This window comes from Streptomyces sp. TG1A-60, from assembly GCF_037201975.1.
Classification (GTDB): Bacteria; Actinomycetota; Actinomycetes; order Streptomycetales; family Streptomycetaceae; genus Streptomyces.
The window spans coordinates 1,030,402-1,045,234 of record NZ_CP147520.1 but is presented as its reverse complement, the minus strand read 5'-3'; the positions used below and the strand labels follow the sequence as shown (position 1 = coordinate 1,045,234).

The following is a 14,833-nucleotide window of genomic DNA, read 5'->3' as shown; positions in this document are numbered from 1 at the left end:
GACCCGCGATGCTGTCGACCGGACTTCCGCAAGGGGCGGTGCCCAAGCTCGAACGTCCCGGCCCGCTGCGTGACCGCGTCTACGAGGCTCTGCTCGAACTCATCACCACGCGCGCGCTGCGCCCCGGCCAGCACCTTGTCGAAAGTGAACTCGCCGGGCACCTGGGGGTGTCCCGGCAGCCCGTCCGGGAGGCCCTGCAACGCCTCAACACCGAGGGCTGGGTCGACCTGCGGCCTGCCCAAGGGGCCTTCGTCCACGAGCCGACGGAGGAGGAGGCCGACCAACTCCTCACCGTCCGCACCCTGTTGGAGGCCGAGGCGGCCCGCCTCGCCGCGGCCAACGCCGGCACGGCCGGCATCGCGGCCCTCGAGGAACTCTGCGCGGAGGGCGAACGCGCCGTGGACGCCGACGACGTCGACGCCGCGGTCACCGTGAACGCCCGCTTCCACGCGAAGGTCATGGACCTGGCCGGCAACAGCGTCCTCGCCGGACTCGCCGCCCAGGTCGACCGCCGAGTCCGCTGGTACTACACCCCCGTCGCCCGCCGACGCGGCCACCGGTCCTGGCTCGAACACCGCGCCCTCATCGCCGCGATCTCCGCCCGTGACGAACGGCGCGCGACGGAGATCATGCGGGAACACACAGAGCACACGCGCAAGACCTACCACGAGCGCGAGAAGTAACCGCGGCTCCCGAACGGCGCCCCCCTGCGGGGCGGTCCTCTGTCGCTGGTCGTCCGCCCCGGTCGTCGCCTCCGCCCGTCCTCCCGTCGTAGTACGCCCTCCGGAGCCACCGCCGCCCCGCTCGATTCCAGGCCGCTCCATGTCCTGGTGAGTGGAGAAGGCCGGCGGCAGTCGACGCGTGACTTCACCTTCGCCCGCCTCTCCGGCGAGCACCTGCGCTCGCTGCGCGAGAAGTGCTGACCGAAGCGGGTGGACAAACGGCCGCAGGCGCCCGCCCCGGGGTGCCAGGCCACGGGGCGGGCGCCTGCCGCCGTACGCCGGAGCGTCAGGCCACCTCGTCTCCGAGCGGACGCGGGTTGGGAGCGATGTGCCGGCTGCGCGGCCGTCCCGGCGGGTGCAGGAAGACGGCCACGAACCCGGCGAACAGCGAGATGGAGCCGGCGAGCACGAAGGCACCCGAGTAGTCCCAGGCACCCACGACCACGATGCCCATGCCGGAGCCGAGCAGACCGGACACCAGCTTCGAGCTGTAGACGAGCCCGTAGTTGGAGGCGTTGTTGTTCTCGCCGAAGTAGTCCGCGGTCATCGCCGCGAACATCGGGAAGATCGCCCCGCCGCCGAACCCGGAGACGCTGGAGAACACCAGGAAGAGTGGAAGGTTGCCGATGTTGCCGGACCAGAGGATGCCGTACTGGGACAGGCCCAGCACGATGCAGACGAAGATCAGGCACTGCTTGCGGCCGTAGCGGTCGGAGAGCCAGCCGATGACACCGCGGCCCGTGCCGTTGACGATCGCCTTCAGGGACATGGCCGTGGCCACGATCCCGCCCGCGAAGCCGGCCTCGTTGCCGAACGGCACCTGGAAGGCGATACCGAAGATGTTCACACCCGAGGTGCACAGCAGACAGAACCACATCAGCGCGACCCGGCCGGTCCGCCAGGCCTCACTCGGCGTGTACTGCTTCACGGCCGGCGGGTTCTTCTCCAGCGCGCGCCGCGCGCGCGGGTCGTCCGGCTTCCGCAGCGGGTCGACCTCGGCCGGCCACCAGTTCTTCGGCGGGTCCTGGAAGAAGTAGCCGGCCACGGCGACCACCGCCGCGAGGAACACCCCGACGGCGACGAGTACCCAGCGGAAGTTCGTCAGGTCCATGAACCCGGTGAAGATGAACACGAACGGCACCGAACCGTAGGCGAAGCCGCCGTTGACGAATCCGGTCTTGCCGCCCTTGCGCTCCGGGTACCACTTGCCGACCATGTTCACGCAGGTCGCGTAGACCATGCCCGCGCCCATACCGCTGAACATGCCGAAACCGACGTAGGCGACGACGACGTGCGGTGCGAACGCGAGGGACACATAACCGAGCAGGGTGCCGACGGCGCCCAGCATCATCGCCCAGCGGGCGGGCAGTCTGCCGCTCTCGCGGAGCTTCCCGGCGGGGAAGGCCACCGCGGCCTGGAAGAACACCCACACGCCCAGCATCCAGAAGATGTGCTGGTTGCTCCAGCTGTGCGCCGCGTGCAGGGTCTCCTCGGCGGACGCGAACGCGTACTCCGCCGAGCTGATGCCCATCATGCCCACCCACGGCAGGATGACCATCCACTTGCGTTTGCGCCCCATGATGTCGAGGTCGGACTCGCCGATCCGGTACATCCGGCCGTTGGCGTCCGTCACCTCCCTGTAGGGGACGGCTGTGGAGATGTCTGTTGTTGCCATGTCGATCGAACCCTCCGCGTGGAAGAAGTCTGGCCAGCGCCCCCTGTCCGTGCTTCTCTGCGCCGGGGCCCGCGGTGAGCGGTCTCCGCGGGCCCCGTGGTTCGAGCCGTCGCTCAGCTCATCGACCGCCCCCCAACAGGCCCGCCGCCCGCGCCCAGCGGTACTTCGCGCCCAGCACGGCCACCGGCTTCTCGGTCGTGTACGGGTAGGCCACGACCCCACGCTCGAAGAGGTACTGGCAGGCCTCCTCCACCTCGACATCACCCGCGAGCGACGCCACGACCGGCTTCTCGACGCCCCGTTCGCGGAACTCGGCCACCACGCGCGCGGTGAGCTCGGCGAACACCATGGGCGGGGTGACGATCGTGTGCCAGTAGCCGAGGACGAGCGCGTGGATGCGCGGGTCCTCCAGACCCAGCCGGATCGTCGCCTCGTACGTCGACGGAGGCTCGCCCCCGGTGATGTCGACCGGGTTGCCGGCGGCCCCGAACGGTGGGATGAACTTCCGGAAGGACGCGTCCAGATCCGGCGGGATCTCCATCAGGGTCAGCCCGTTGTCGGTCACCGCGTCCGACAGCAGCACACCGCTGCCGCCCGCGCCCGTGATGATCACGACGTTGTCGCCCCGGGGAGCCGGAAGCACCGGCAACGCGCGCGCGTACTCCAGCATCTCGTTCAGCCCGGGCGCCCTGATGACACCGGCCTGCTTCAGGATGTCGTCGTACACGGCGTCGTCGCCCGCCAACGCGCCCGTGTGCGAGCCCGCCGCCTTCGCCCCGGCCGCCGTACGGCCCGCCTTCAGGACCACGACCGGCTTCCTGGGGACGGTCGCCCGCGCGGCATCCACGAAGGCCCGCCCGTCCTTGAGGTCCTCCAGGTGCATGGCGATGCACTCGGTGTGCGGGTCCTCGCCGAACCAGGTCAGCAGGTCGTCCTCGTCCAGGTCCGACTTGTTGCCGAGCCCGACGATCGCGGAGACACCCGTCTTCGTGGTGCGGGCGAAGCCCAGGATGGCCATCCCGATACCGCCGGACTGCGAGGTCAGCGCCACCCCGCCCTTGACGTCGTACGGCGTGCAGAACGTGGCACACAGGTCCTGCCACGTGGAGTAGTAGCCGTAGATGTTCGGCCCGAGCAGCCGGACGCCGTGCCGCTCGGCGATCGCCACGATCTCGTCCTGGAGTCCGTGCTCGCCGGTCTCCGCGAACCCGGAGGGGATCAGCACGGCGTTGGGGATGCCCTTGCGACCCACCTCCTCCAGCGCCGAGGCCACGAACCTGGCGGGGATCGCGAAGACCGCCACATCCACCTCACCCGGGACGTCCGTGACACTCTTGTACGCCTTGCGGCCCAGAATGTCATCGGCTCTGGGGTTCACCGGATGGATCTCGCCGGAGAAACCGCCGTCGACGAGGTTGCGCATCACCGAGTTGCCGATCTTGCCTTGTTCGTTGGAGGCCCCGATCACCGCGACCGACGAGGGCTGCATCAGCCGGCGCATCGACGCGAGGATCTCCTCGCGCGTGTACGTGCGCCGGGGCTTCGGCACCGACTCCGCCAGGATCACCCGGATGTCCGCCGCGACCGCGCCCTCCGGGGTGGCGATCACCGGATTGAGGTCCACCTCGGCGATCTCCGGGAAGTCCGCGACGAGTTCGGACACCCGGCGGATCTGCTCGGCGATCGCCCACCGGTCCACGGGGGCCGCCCCGCGCACCCCGCGCAGGATCTCGGCCGCGCGGATCGAGTCCAGCATGGAGAGCGCCTCGTCCGCGTCGACCGGCGCGAGCCGGAACGTCACGTCCTTGAGGACCTCCACCAGCACCCCGCCGAGCCCGAACGCGACGACCTTCCCGAACGTCGGGTCCGTCACCGCGCCGACGATGACCTCCTGGCCCTTCGGCAGCAGCTCCTGCACCTGGACGCCCTCGACGCGCGCCTGAGGGTCGTACGCCTTGGCGTTTTCGATGATCTTGCAGAAGGCGGCCCGTACGTCACCGGCGCCCTCCACCCCGACGATCACACCGCCCGCATCGGTCTTGTGGAGGATGTCCGGCGAGACGATCTTCATGACGACCGGCCCGCCGAAGCGCGCCGCGTCCGCCACCGCCTCGTCGACGTCCCGTGCCAACTCCTCGCCGGGTACGGCGATCCCGTACGCGTCGGCGATCACCTTGCCCTCGGGCGCCGTCAGCGCGCTCCGGCCCTCGGCCCGTACGGTGTCGAGGAGCGTGCGCACCCTCAGCACCCGGTCTTCGGCCATCAATCAGATCACTCCGTCCGACTTGAGCAGGCGCAGTTCCTCGTCGCCGAGCCCGAGCTCGCCGACGTAGACCTCTTCGTTGTGCTCTCCGAGGAGCGGTGAACTGATCACGTCCACGGGGGAGTCGGACAGCTTCAGCGGGCTGCCGACGGTCACGAAGTCGCCGCGCTCGGGGTGCGGCACGGTGACGACCATCTCGTTGGAGACCAGGGACTCGTCCTCGATGATCTCCCTGGTGGAGAGGATCGGCCCGCACGGGATGTTGTGGGCGTTGAGCCGCTCCAGCACCTCCCACTTGGGCAGGGTGGACGACCACTCCTCGATGAGCTGGAACATCTTGTTGAGCTTGGGCAGCCGGGCCTCCGGCGTCGCCCACTCGGGGTCGTCCGCCAGTTCGGGCCGGCCGATGAGTTCGCTCATCGGCTGCCAGCCGACGGGCTGCACGATGACGTACACGTAGTCGTTCGGGCCGCCCGGCGCGCACTTGACCGCCCAGCCGGGCTGCCCCCCGCCGGACGCGTTCCCGGACCTGGGAACCTCCACGCCGAAGTCCTCGTTGGGATATTCACGGAGCGGGCCGTGTGCCAGCCGCTGCTGGTCCCTCAGCTTCACCCGGCAGAGGTTGAGGACGGCGTGCTGCATGGCCACATTGACCCGCTGACCGCGCCCGGTGTTCTCCCGCTGGTACAGCGCCGCGAGAATTCCCGCCACGGCGTGGATGCCCGTGCCCGAGTCCCCGATCTGGGCCCCCGTCGCCAGCGGCGGCCCGTCCTCGAAGCCGGTGGTCGACATCGACCCGCCCATGGCCTGCGCGACGACCTCGTACGCCTTGAGGTCCGTGTACGGACCCTCGCCGAACCCCTTGATGGAGGCGTAGACGATACGCGGATTGATCTCCTGGACGCGGTCCCAGGTGAAGCCCATGCGGTCGACCGCGCCGGGGCCGAAGTTCTCCACCATGACGTCGGAGCGCCGGATCAGCTCGGTGAGGATCTCCTTGCCGCGCTCGGTCTTGGTGTTGAGGGTGATACTCCGCTTGTTGCAGTTGAGCATCGTGAAGTAGAGGGAGTCGACGTCCGGGAGGTCACGCAGCTGCTTGCGCGTGATGTCCCCGCTCGGCGCCTCCAGCTTCACCACGTCCGCGCCGAGCCATGCGAGCAGCTGGGTGGCGGACGGGCCGGACTGGACGTGCGTCATGTCGAGGACGCGGATGCCCGCGAGCGCCTTGCCGGGCGGCGAGGGGCGCGTGGACTGCGACGTTGTGGCGGTCTCGGTGGTCACCGGGGGCACCTCACTTGTACATCGTCTGGTTCATGGTTCCGGGGGCGTACGCGTCCGGGTCGACCCAGACGTTGATGAGCGACGGCTTGCCCGACTCACGAGCACGCCGGAGAGCGGGGCCGATGTCGGCGGGGTCGCGGACCTCCTCGCCGTGACCGCCGAGCATCTGGGCGAACTTGTCGTAGTGGACGTCGCCGAGGGTGTTGCCGACCCGCTCGCGTTCCTCGCCGTACTTGGCCTTCTGGCCGTAACGGATCTGGTTCATCGAGGAGTTGTTGCCGATGATCCCGACGAAGGGGAGGTCGTAGCGGACGAGGGTCTCGAAGTCCCAGCCGGTGAGGGAGAAGGCGCCGTCACCGAAGAGGGCCACCACCTCCTTGTCGGGCCGCGCCTTCTTGGCGGCGAGCACGAAGGGGACGCCGACGCCGAGCGTGCCGAGGGGGCCCGGGTCCATCCAGTGCCCGGGAGACTTGGGCTGCACGACCTGACCGGAGAAGGTGACGATGTCGCCGCCGTCGCCGATGTAGACGGAGTCCTCGGTGAGGAAGTCGTTGATCTCGCTGACCAGCCGGTAGGGGTGGATGGGAGAGGCGTCGGATTTCAGGCTGGGCAGCCGCTTCTCGATGGCGGTCTGCTCGGCGGCGCGCAGCTCGTCGAGCCACTCCTTCCGCTTCGACGCGCCCCCGTTGAGGCGTCCGGAGGCCGCCTCGGTCACCGACTTCAGGATGAGTCCGGCGTCGCCGACGATCCCGAGGTCGATGTCGCGGTTCCTGCCGACGGTCCGGTAGTCGAGGTCGATCTGCACGACGGTCGCGTCCGGCGACAGCCGCTTGCCGTAGCCCATACGGAAGTCGAAGGGCGTACCGACGATGACGATGACGTCGGCGTGGGAGAAGGCGTACCGGCGGGAGAGCTGGAAGTGGTGCGGGTCGCCGGGCGGCAGGGTGCCGCGCCCCGCGCCGTTCATGTACGCCGGGATGTTCAGCGTCCGCACCAGCTCGATGGCGGACTCGGTCCCCCGGGTCGTCCACACCTGGCTGCCCAGCAGGATCGCGGGCCTCTCGGCGTGCACCAGCAGGTCGGCGAGCTTCTCGATCGCCTCGGGGTCACCGGCCGAGCGGGTCGAGGCACGGTAGGCGCCCGCCTTCGGCACGCGCGCCTTCTCCACGGGCACCTTGGCGTCCAGCACGTCGCGCGGGATCTCCAGGAAGGAGGGGCCGGGGGCGCCGTGGTAGCACTCGCGGAACGCCATGGACACCATGTCCGCGGCGCGGGCCGTGTCCGGCACGGTCGCCGCGAACTTGGTGACCGGCGTCATCATGTCGACGTGCGGAAGGTCCTGCAGGGACCCCATCTTGTGCTGGGTGTGCGCGCCCTGGCCGCCGATCAGCAGCATCGGGGACTCCGCGCGGAAGGCGTTGGCGACACCGGTCACGGCGTCGGTCGTACCGGGGCCGGCGGTGACGACCGCGCAGCCGGGCTTGCCGGTGATGCGGGCGTAGCCGTCGGCGGCGTGGGCGGCGACCTGCTCGTGGCGTACGTCGACGACCTCGATGCCCTCGTCGACGCAGCCGTCGTAGATGTCGATGATGTGGCCGCCGCACAAGGTGTAGATGACGTCCACACCCTCCGCTTTGAGTGCCTTGGCGACGAGATGACCACCGGAGATGAGGTCCTGGCTGTTGCCGTCGGGCATGGCGAAGTCCTGTCCCTTCGTAGGGGTTGGAACGCTCTCGCGGTTGATTGCATACAGTCGACGAATACTGTATGAAACTTGTTATCCCGCATCCGGTGGGTGGTGTCCAGGGGGCGTACGGCACTTTGGAGTCAGGAGCCGGAATGGACCCTTTCGAGCACCAGGCAAGGGAACTCTTCGAGGAGCACGGCATCTCGGTGCCACGGGCCGAGGGCACCGACTCGCCCAAGGAGGCGCGGGAGATCGCCCGGCGGCTCGGCGGACGCGTCGTCGTCAAGGCCCAGGTGAAGACCGGCGGACGCGGCAAGGCCGGCGGAGTGAAACTCGCCGCCGACCCCGCCGCCACCGAACTGACGGCACGGCAGATCCTCGGCACGGACATCAAGGGCCACACCGTCCGTGAGGTCATGGTCGCCGAACCCGTCGCGATCGAGAGCGAGTTCTACGTCTCGTATGCCCTCGACCGTGCCGCCGGCCGCTTCCTCGCGATCGCCTCGGCCGAGGGCGGCACGGAGATCGAGCTACGTCGCAGGGTTCACGGCCCCCGAGGGCAAGACGATGGGCCACGCCGGGGCGATCGTGTCCGGCTCCTCCGGTACGGCGCAGGCCAAGAAGGAGGCGCTGGAGGCGGCCGGCGTCAAGGTGGGCGGTACGCCGACCGAGACGGCCCGGCTGGTGTCGGCCGCCCTGGAAGCCGGGGCGTGACCTCACCCGTAGGCGACGCACCACCCCCGCCCCCGACTGTGCACCGAGAGCGGAGCAACCCATGCCACCCACCCTCACCACCAAGACCGGCACCTCCTGGGCGGACGCCTGGCGGCGCTGTCTCGCCGTCGCCCCCGAGGCCTTCCGGGACGACCGGGTCCTCAACCTCTGGAACTGCTCCTGGCAGGCCGACGGCCAGGTGCTCCCGGCCGCCAGCCCCGTCGACGGCAGCCCCGTCGCCGGCCCGCCCCGCCTGGACGGTGCCACCGCGCACCAGGCGGTACGGGCCTCCCTCGACCAGCACCGCGCCTGGCGCCACGTCCCCCTCGACGAACGCCGCGCCCGGGTCGGCGCCACGCTCGACGCCCTCGCCCGGCACCGCGAACTGCTCGCCCTGCTCCTCGTCTGGGAGATCGGCAAACCCTGGCGGCTCGCCCAGGCCGACGTGGACCGGGCCATCGACGGCGTCCGCCGGTACGTCGACGGCATCGACCCCATGGTCGAAGGGCGCGTCCCGCTCGACGGCCCGGTCTCCAACATCGCCAGCTGGAACTACCCGATGAGCGTGCTCGTCCACGCGATGCTGGTCCAGGCACTGGCGGGCAACGCGGTCATCGCCAAGACCCCGACCGACGGCGGCGTCGCCTGCCTCACCCTGGCCGGTGCGCTCGCCGCCCGCGAGGGGATACCCGTCACCCTCGTCAGCGGCAGCGGAGGCGAGCTGTCGGAGGCGCTGGTCCGCGCCCCCGAGATCGGCTGCGTCTCCTTCGTCGGTGGCCGCGACACCGGCGCCGCCGTGGCCGCCGCCGTCGCCGACCTCGGCAAACGACACGTCCTCGAACAGGAGGGACTGAACACCTGGGGCATCTGGAACCACACCGACTGGGACACCCTCGCCGCCGTCATCCCCAGACTCTTCGACTACGGCAAACAGCGCTGCACGGCGTACCCGCGCTTCGTCGTCCAACGCGAGCTGTTCGACGAGTTCCTCGCGGCGTACCTCCCGGCGGTCCGCACCCTCAGGGTCGGCCACCCGCTGGCCGTGGAGCACCCCGACGACCCGTACCCCACACTCGACTTCGGGCCCGTCATCAACGCGGCCAAGGCCAAGGAACTGACCGACCAGGTCGCCGAGGCCGTCGACCGGGGCGCCGTCCCGCTGCACCGGGGCAAGCTCGCCGACGCCCGCTTCCTGCCCGGCCAGGACACCGGCGCGTATGTCCAGCCCGTCACCCTCCTGAACCCGCCCACGTCCTCCCCGCTCCACCACGCGGAACCCTTCGGCCCGGTCGACACGATCGTCCTGGTCGACACCGAGGCCGAACTGCTCGCAGCCATGAACGCCTCGAACGGCGCGCTCGTCGCCACCCTGTCCACCGATGACAGGGAGACGTACGAACGGCTGGCACCCCAGATCCGGGCGTTCAAGGTCGGCCACGGCACACCCCGCTCCCGCGGCGACCGCGAGGAGCTCTTCGGCGGCTTCGGCGCGTCCTGGCGGGGCGCCTTCGTCGGCGGTGAGCTGCTCGTCAAGGCCGTCACATGCGGCCCGGCGGGGGAGCGGCTGCCCGGCAACTTCCCCGAGTACCACCTCATGCCGTCCGTGTCCTGAAACGGCCGATCGGTGTTCGTCCGCTCACCCCTGGTGAAGCCGTGCGGGACCTCCTCACCGGACCCCGCACGGCCCGTCCGGAGCCCGGATACGCAGGTGAAGGGCGCTCCGAAACCTTGGTATTGTTGTCCGTGTCGCCGCCGGGAGCACCCCCGGCCAGGCGACAGACACCTCGTCCGGGTGGCGGAATGGCAGACGCGCTAGCTTGAGGTGCTAGTGCCCTTTAACGGGCGTGGGGGTTCAAGTCCCCCCTCGGACACGTCTGGTAGGCGCATGGATGGTGTCGGCCGGTTCTCGGTCGGCACCATCCTCTTTTTCATGGGTCTGAGCCCCGTGAGCTCACGTCGAGCCGCCTCCATGCGCGGTTGGGGGACGCCGGTGAACCGGTGCAGCTGATCACCGTACCGAGGCCTCCAGGTGCCTGCCTGGGAAGGGCGCCGGGCGTACGGAATTACGGCGCCACCTGGGACTGCCCTGTCTCACGGCGTGTACGGGGCGTCGCTGTGGTGGAGTTCGATCATGGCAGGCTCCGTCACCTGGTAGACGGCGGTTCGTCTGAGCGTCACCACGGCCGTCGGATCGGAGTCACCGCGGGTGAGGTAGACGACCGTCGCCTGCTTCTCAGGCCCCGAGGAGATGTTGATCGAAACCACCGGCGTACGGTCGCCGAGTGAGACGGCAGCGGCCGGTACCGGGGTTCCGGCGTCGTTGCGCCATGTGACGAGGCCGTAGAACTTGCCCGTGCCCCCTGTGGTGACCTTGATGGCGCCCACGGCGTCCGCCGCCGGGTCTCCTGTCATGTCCCCAATGCCGCACTGCGGCTGCAGCTCGATCACCACACCGTCGCCTTCCCACCGTCCGTCCGTGAAGGCGACGGTCCCCTCAGGGGCGTCGGGCAGCCGCATGGAGGAGTTCTGCAGCTCGGCGTTCCGCAGCTGATCGCAGGTCAGCGCACCTGCTGAGCCGCTGTTGCCCGGCTTCTTCGAAGTGTCCGGCGACGGCTTGGCCGATTCCTTACCGTCGTCCTTGACCGAGTTACTGTCTGGTGTCTTGGGAGAATCGGCTGGCTTTGAGGGCTTTGAGGGCTTTGAGGGCTTCGAGGTCGGGCTTTCCCCGCCCTTCCCCGTGTCCTGGCATCCCACCGCGGCCGACGCCAATGTGAGGGCGGCAGTCAGCAACGTTCCCCGTCTCATCCAGCTCCGGGTTCGATTCACCGTAGGTCCCCCTTTTTATCCGCTTCGCAGGGCCGCACGCTCGGCCAACAGGGTCGAAGACGCGCCATTTTCCACCACGGTTGCGGATGTCGGGCGGAATTGTGACACGACGTGGCTGATGCGGTTCACCGGCGGTGCGGACGGATCTCACTCGGTCGCCCGTCGGCCACTTCCGCGGTCATGTACGTGCAGTGGGGCCGATGCGTGCGGTCGGTCGGCCGCGCCTGCACCGTCGCCTTGCCGACCGCCGCCACACGTGAGCCGCCCACGCCCGGCAGCGGAGGTGGCGTCACCGAGAACCGGTGCGGCGTCACACTCTGTGATCGGCGTGCGCTGGTGCACGTGATGCGCAGGAACGAACGACCGAGGCCGGGCGCCCGAGCAAGCATCCACCAACTGCACCGGGCTGAGGGGCTGAGGTGGGGGTCTGCTCCCTTCCCCCAGTTGCCGGGGCCGCTGAGCCGGTCGCACATCTGGAGTCGGCGGGGCACGCTGGAAGCAGCCACTCGTGACGTACGGGCGGGCCCGGTGCGGGGATGAGACCCCATGCCGGTGCAGGGGAAACAGGACGAGGTGACCACGCATGCGCCATGGGGTGGTGCCACCACTGCGGCGGGCTTGTCGCGGCCCTCTCGACCAGGAGCGGAGCGGCAGTCCTGCCCGGCCTGTCCGCCCCGTCGGGCCGTCGGACCTGTAGAGCCCGTGGCGGAACCCATGGAACCCGTCGGACCGCCGGGCCGGTCTGAGCCGTCCGGTTCATCGGGTGTTCCGCATTCTTCCGGGTCGCCTGATGCTCCGGGTCCCCCGGATGACGGCCGGCCCGGCAGGCGCGGGAACAGGAACCGCCTGCGCGGTCGCGGGCACCGCTCGATGACACTGCGCCGCTTCCTCCACGTCAGGGGCACGCGCGTATGGCGGCGCGGCAGGGAAGTGGAGCTGATGCACCGGGCCATGGGCTTCGCGGCGCTGGGACTGGTGACGTTCGCCCCGCTGCTGATCGTGGTCGCGGCGGCCGGCCCCCTCCAGGAACGCGGCTTCGCGCTGTGGATCGTGGACGGTATGGGGCTGTCCGGGCGCTCCGCCGACGCCGTGCAGGACCTCTTCTCCGCTCCCCGCGAGGTCCTGAGCACGATCAGTGTCCTGAGCCTGATACTGCTCGCGGTCTTCGGCGTGACGTTCGCGGGCAGTGTCCAGACCGGTTACGAGAAGGTCTGGGACCTGTCGGCCGGGCGCTGGCACACCGTGTGGCGACGCGCCGTGTGGCTTGTCGCCCTGACGGCCTACCTCTTCGCCGAAGCGCAGAGCGGCGCCCTCCTGGGATCGGGGACCCTGAGCTCATGGGCCCGGCTCGTGCTGTCCGCGCTGCTCGGCGTGCTCTTCTTCTGGTGGGGACAGCGTTTCCTGCTCGGCGGCCGGATCTCCTGGCGCGCCCTCCTGCCGGGCGCCATCGCCACGATGGTGGGTCTGGGCGGCCTGCGCCTGTTCTCCACCCTGGTCTTCTCCCCGCTCATCGTGAGCAACGCGGTCTCGTACGGTTCGGTCGGCACCGTCCTGATCGTGACGTCCTGGCTCATCGGGGTCGGCTTCGTCGTCTTCGGCGGCGCCCTCGTCGGCCGCTATTGGTACCTCCACGAACCGCACCACATTCCGCATCCCCACCGCCGCTCCCGGAAGCACTGAGGGCCTGCCTCACCTGGGTTCTCCGTGGGCTGACGGTCACCGTGCCCGGGGACGCCGTGGGCGGGGTGCTCGGCGACCTCGCGGCGCGCCGCGGCCGGGTCTCGGACTCCGTGCCCCGGGCGGGCTCGGTGGTCGTCACCGCCACCGTGCCGCTGGCCGAACTGTTCGGCTACGCGACCCGCCTGCGCAGCCGCACCCAGGGTCGGGGCACATTCACCACCCGGCCCGCCGGGTACACCCCGGCACCGGTGGCGGTGGCCGGCGACCGGTAGGAGAACGCGACGGTGCCGCCCGTGCTCGGCACGGGCGACACCGTCGTCGTCCATGGGCCGGAGGATCTGATTCCGGTCAGGCCCAGGGGCTCACCACCGTGAAGGAGCTGTCGGCGCGGAACGTGTCCGTGGCCTGGTACTGGTCCACCCGCAGCTCGTAGTTGTAGTGCCGGAGGTAGCGGCCCGGATAGTTGTACGACTCCAGACGGACCGAGCCGGAGGCCGTGCCCGGCCGGGCGCAGTACGTGGCGTCCTTGTCGAACACGGTCGTGCCGTTGTCCGTGTCGAAGCGGACCCGGAAGTCCCAGTGCCGCAGATAGCGGCCGGCGGAGTCGCGGAAGGAGTAGCAGTTGGCGTCCGCGAGGCCGGGCACGATCGTGAGGGTCGCGCTCTGCTTGACGGCGGTGGTGCTGGAGGAGGTCACCGGGTCGAGATAGCCGAGGCTGTCGGAGCGGGCCAGGGCGTAGCGGCCGGTGAAGTTGACGGACCGGAGGGACCGGGTGGTGTCGGTCGGCAGAGTGACGCCGCCGGAGACGGTCTCCTTCAGCACGGTCAGGTGCCGTGCGAATCCGGAGAGGCCCGGCAGCTCGGTCGGGGTCGACCAGGTGGCGAAGTTGTCGTAGCTGTCGCTGTACCAGTACTTCTTGGCCGAGTAGGCGTCGTAGAAGATCCGCCAGCCACCGTTGTCGAGCGGTACGAGCGCCGGGCCCTCGACGTAGGAGCCGAAGCCGGTCCAGTTGCCGGTCTTCTTGAAGGTGTACGGGCCGGTGAGGCTGGAGGCGGTGGCGTACTCGATGTACTTCGTCGTCTCGTTCTTGGTGAACGCGTGGTAGGTGGAGCCGGTCTTGACGATGAAGGTGTCGATGTAGTTCGGGCCGAGACCCGACAGCACGGTGGGCGTGGACCAGGCGGTGAGCGCGGAGTTGGTGGCCGTCAGCTTGTACGGCTTGAAGGTCCACTCGCCGTCGGCCGCCACGGACGCCGACAGGATGATGTTGACGCTGCCGTCGCTGTCGACGAACCACTCCGGCGCCCAGGAGCGCTGCAGACCGTTGATCGGGACCGTGTGGTCGTACAGGAAGGTCCAGTTGAGGCGGTCGGTGGAGCGGGCGAATCCGATGGTGGTGGACAGCGCCGACCAGGTGCGGGTGGTGTAGGTGAGGTAGTAGTAGCCGTCCGTGTGCTTGAAGATGCTGGGGTCGCGGATCAGGCCGGAGGGCGGGGTGTACGCCGGGCCCTTCTGGAGGGTGAACCCGGTGGCGTCCGGCGAGTCGTAGACGTACATGTTCGACTCGCTGCTGTTGGTGAACGCGGTCATGGTGTACCGCGTCGCCTGTCCGGCGGGCGGGGCCGCGGCTCCGGCCGTGCCGCCGAGGGCGGTGGTGAGCCCCAGGAGGGCGGCCACCGAGGTGAGGAGGGCGAGGACCGCCCTGAGGGTTCTGTTCAACGCTCGTCTCATTTCTGCGTGAACTGCCCTGAGGCGTGAGGATGTTGTTTTGTTCGATATGTCGTACATCGTGCGGAACTTCGGTCAGAAGATAAGAGGGGGGCATGTAGGCGTCAATGGATCGCGCACGGATTGTGCGCGACGGGATTCCGCTTACCCTCCGCCCAGGCCTCCCGCGTTGCCTCCGGTCGAGTGTTTCCCCAGGTCATGAAGGGTTTCCCGGACAGCTCACAGGCGGGCAACAGGAAACCCGTCGATCCCGGTGA

9 protein-coding genes, 1 tRNA gene and 3 pseudogenes are annotated in these 14,833 nt (G+C 69.6%); 7 read left to right on the top strand and 6 right to left on the bottom strand.

Going from position 1 to position 14,833, the window contains the following annotated elements:
- Positions 1 to 8 precede the first annotated feature (8 nt).
- Positions 9 to 683 (top strand): GntR family transcriptional regulator, encoded by a 675-nt coding sequence (locus tag WBG99_RS03990; RefSeq protein ID WP_338894998.1) that lies wholly within the window; start codon positions 9 to 11, stop codon positions 681 to 683.
- 325 nt (positions 684 to 1,008) lie between these two features.
- On the opposite strand, the gene WBG99_RS03985 is transcribed toward WBG99_RS03990, so the two are convergent.
- From WBG99_RS03985 to WBG99_RS03970, 4 genes are all read right to left on the bottom strand, one after another.
- The gene (locus WBG99_RS03985) at positions 1,009 to 2,397 is read right to left on the bottom strand and encodes an OFA family MFS transporter (RefSeq protein WP_338894997.1); all 1,389 of its coding nucleotides are present in this window, start codon (positions 2,395 to 2,397) and stop codon (positions 1,009 to 1,011) included.
- Between the two features lie 118 nt (positions 2,398 to 2,515).
- Positions 2,516 to 4,660, bottom strand: a complete 2,145-nt coding sequence (locus WBG99_RS03980) for an acetate--CoA ligase family protein (protein WP_338894996.1) — start codon at positions 4,658 to 4,660, stop codon at positions 2,516 to 2,518.
- Between the two features lie 3 nt (positions 4,661 to 4,663).
- Positions 4,664 to 5,941: a formyl-CoA transferase gene (gene frc, locus WBG99_RS03975; RefSeq protein ID WP_338894995.1), complete on the bottom strand. Its 1,278-nt coding sequence runs from the start codon at positions 5,939 to 5,941 to the stop codon at positions 4,664 to 4,666.
- 10 nt (positions 5,942 to 5,951) lie between these two features.
- Positions 5,952 to 7,637, bottom strand: coding sequence for a thiamine pyrophosphate-binding protein (locus tag WBG99_RS03970; RefSeq protein ID WP_338894994.1), 1,686 nt, complete (start codon positions 7,635 to 7,637; stop codon positions 5,952 to 5,954).
- Positions 7,638 to 7,780: 143 nt separating this feature from the next.
- Here WBG99_RS03970 and WBG99_RS03965 point away from each other — a divergent pair.
- From WBG99_RS03965 to WBG99_RS03950, 4 genes and pseudogenes are all read left to right on the top strand, one after another.
- Positions 7,781 to 8,158, top strand: a pseudogene (locus WBG99_RS03965) (ATP-grasp domain-containing protein); the annotation flags it as partial.
- Position 8,159: 1 nt separating this feature from the next.
- Positions 8,160 to 8,342, top strand: a pseudogene (locus WBG99_RS03960) (succinate--CoA ligase subunit alpha); the annotation flags it as partial.
- 61 nt (positions 8,343 to 8,403) lie between these two features.
- Positions 8,404 to 9,954 (top strand): aldehyde dehydrogenase family protein, encoded by a 1,551-nt coding sequence (locus WBG99_RS03955; protein ID WP_338894993.1) that lies wholly within the window; start codon positions 8,404 to 8,406, stop codon positions 9,952 to 9,954.
- A gap of 174 nt (positions 9,955 to 10,128) precedes the next feature.
- Positions 10,129 to 10,213: transfer RNA gene (locus WBG99_RS03950), tRNA-Leu, on the top strand.
- Positions 10,214 to 10,433: 220 nt separating this feature from the next.
- Here the strand turns inward: WBG99_RS03950 and WBG99_RS03945 are convergent.
- Entirely contained in the window at positions 10,434 to 10,859 is a 426-nt protein-coding gene (locus WBG99_RS03945) for a hypothetical protein (protein ID WP_338894992.1), read from the bottom strand.
- 1,179 nt (positions 10,860 to 12,038) lie between these two features.
- Between WBG99_RS03945 and WBG99_RS03940 the strand changes: the two genes are divergently transcribed.
- Positions 12,039 to 12,848, top strand: coding sequence for a ribonuclease BN (locus WBG99_RS03940; protein ID WP_338894991.1), 810 nt, complete (start codon positions 12,039 to 12,041; stop codon positions 12,846 to 12,848).
- Positions 12,849 to 12,877: 29 nt separating this feature from the next.
- Positions 12,878 to 13,120: pseudogene (gene fusA, locus WBG99_RS03935) on the top strand (elongation factor G); the annotation flags it as partial.
- Positions 13,121 to 13,196: 76 nt separating this feature from the next.
- Here fusA and WBG99_RS03930 read toward each other — a convergent pair.
- Positions 13,197 to 14,567: a glycoside hydrolase family 43 protein gene (locus WBG99_RS03930; protein ID WP_338894990.1), complete on the bottom strand. Its 1,371-nt coding sequence runs from the start codon at positions 14,565 to 14,567 to the stop codon at positions 13,197 to 13,199.
- Positions 14,568 to 14,833: the final 266 nt, after the last annotated feature.

What these genes read in the sequence shown, in the direction of transcription:
- WBG99_RS03990 (WP_338894998.1), top strand. Translation starts at nt 9, where the DNA reads ATGCTGTCGACCGGACTTCCGCAAGGGGCGGTGCCCAAGCTCGAACGT.
- WBG99_RS03985 (WP_338894997.1), bottom strand. Translation starts at nt 2,397, where the DNA reads ATGGCAACAACAGACATCTCCACAGCCGTCCCCTACAGGGAGGTGACG.
- WBG99_RS03980 (WP_338894996.1), bottom strand. Translation starts at nt 4,660, where the DNA reads ATGGCCGAAGACCGGGTGCTGAGGGTGCGCACGCTCCTCGACACCGTA.
- WBG99_RS03970 (WP_338894994.1), bottom strand. Translation starts at nt 7,637, where the DNA reads ATGCCCGACGGCAACAGCCAGGACCTCATCTCCGGTGGTCATCTCGTC.
- WBG99_RS03955 (WP_338894993.1), top strand. Translation starts at nt 8,404, where the DNA reads ATGCCACCCACCCTCACCACCAAGACCGGCACCTCCTGGGCGGACGCC.
- WBG99_RS03945 (WP_338894992.1), bottom strand. Translation starts at nt 10,859, where the DNA reads ATGCGGCTGCCCGACGCCCCTGAGGGGACCGTCGCCTTCACGGACGGA.
- WBG99_RS03940 (WP_338894991.1), top strand. Translation starts at nt 12,039, where the DNA reads ATGACACTGCGCCGCTTCCTCCACGTCAGGGGCACGCGCGTATGGCGG.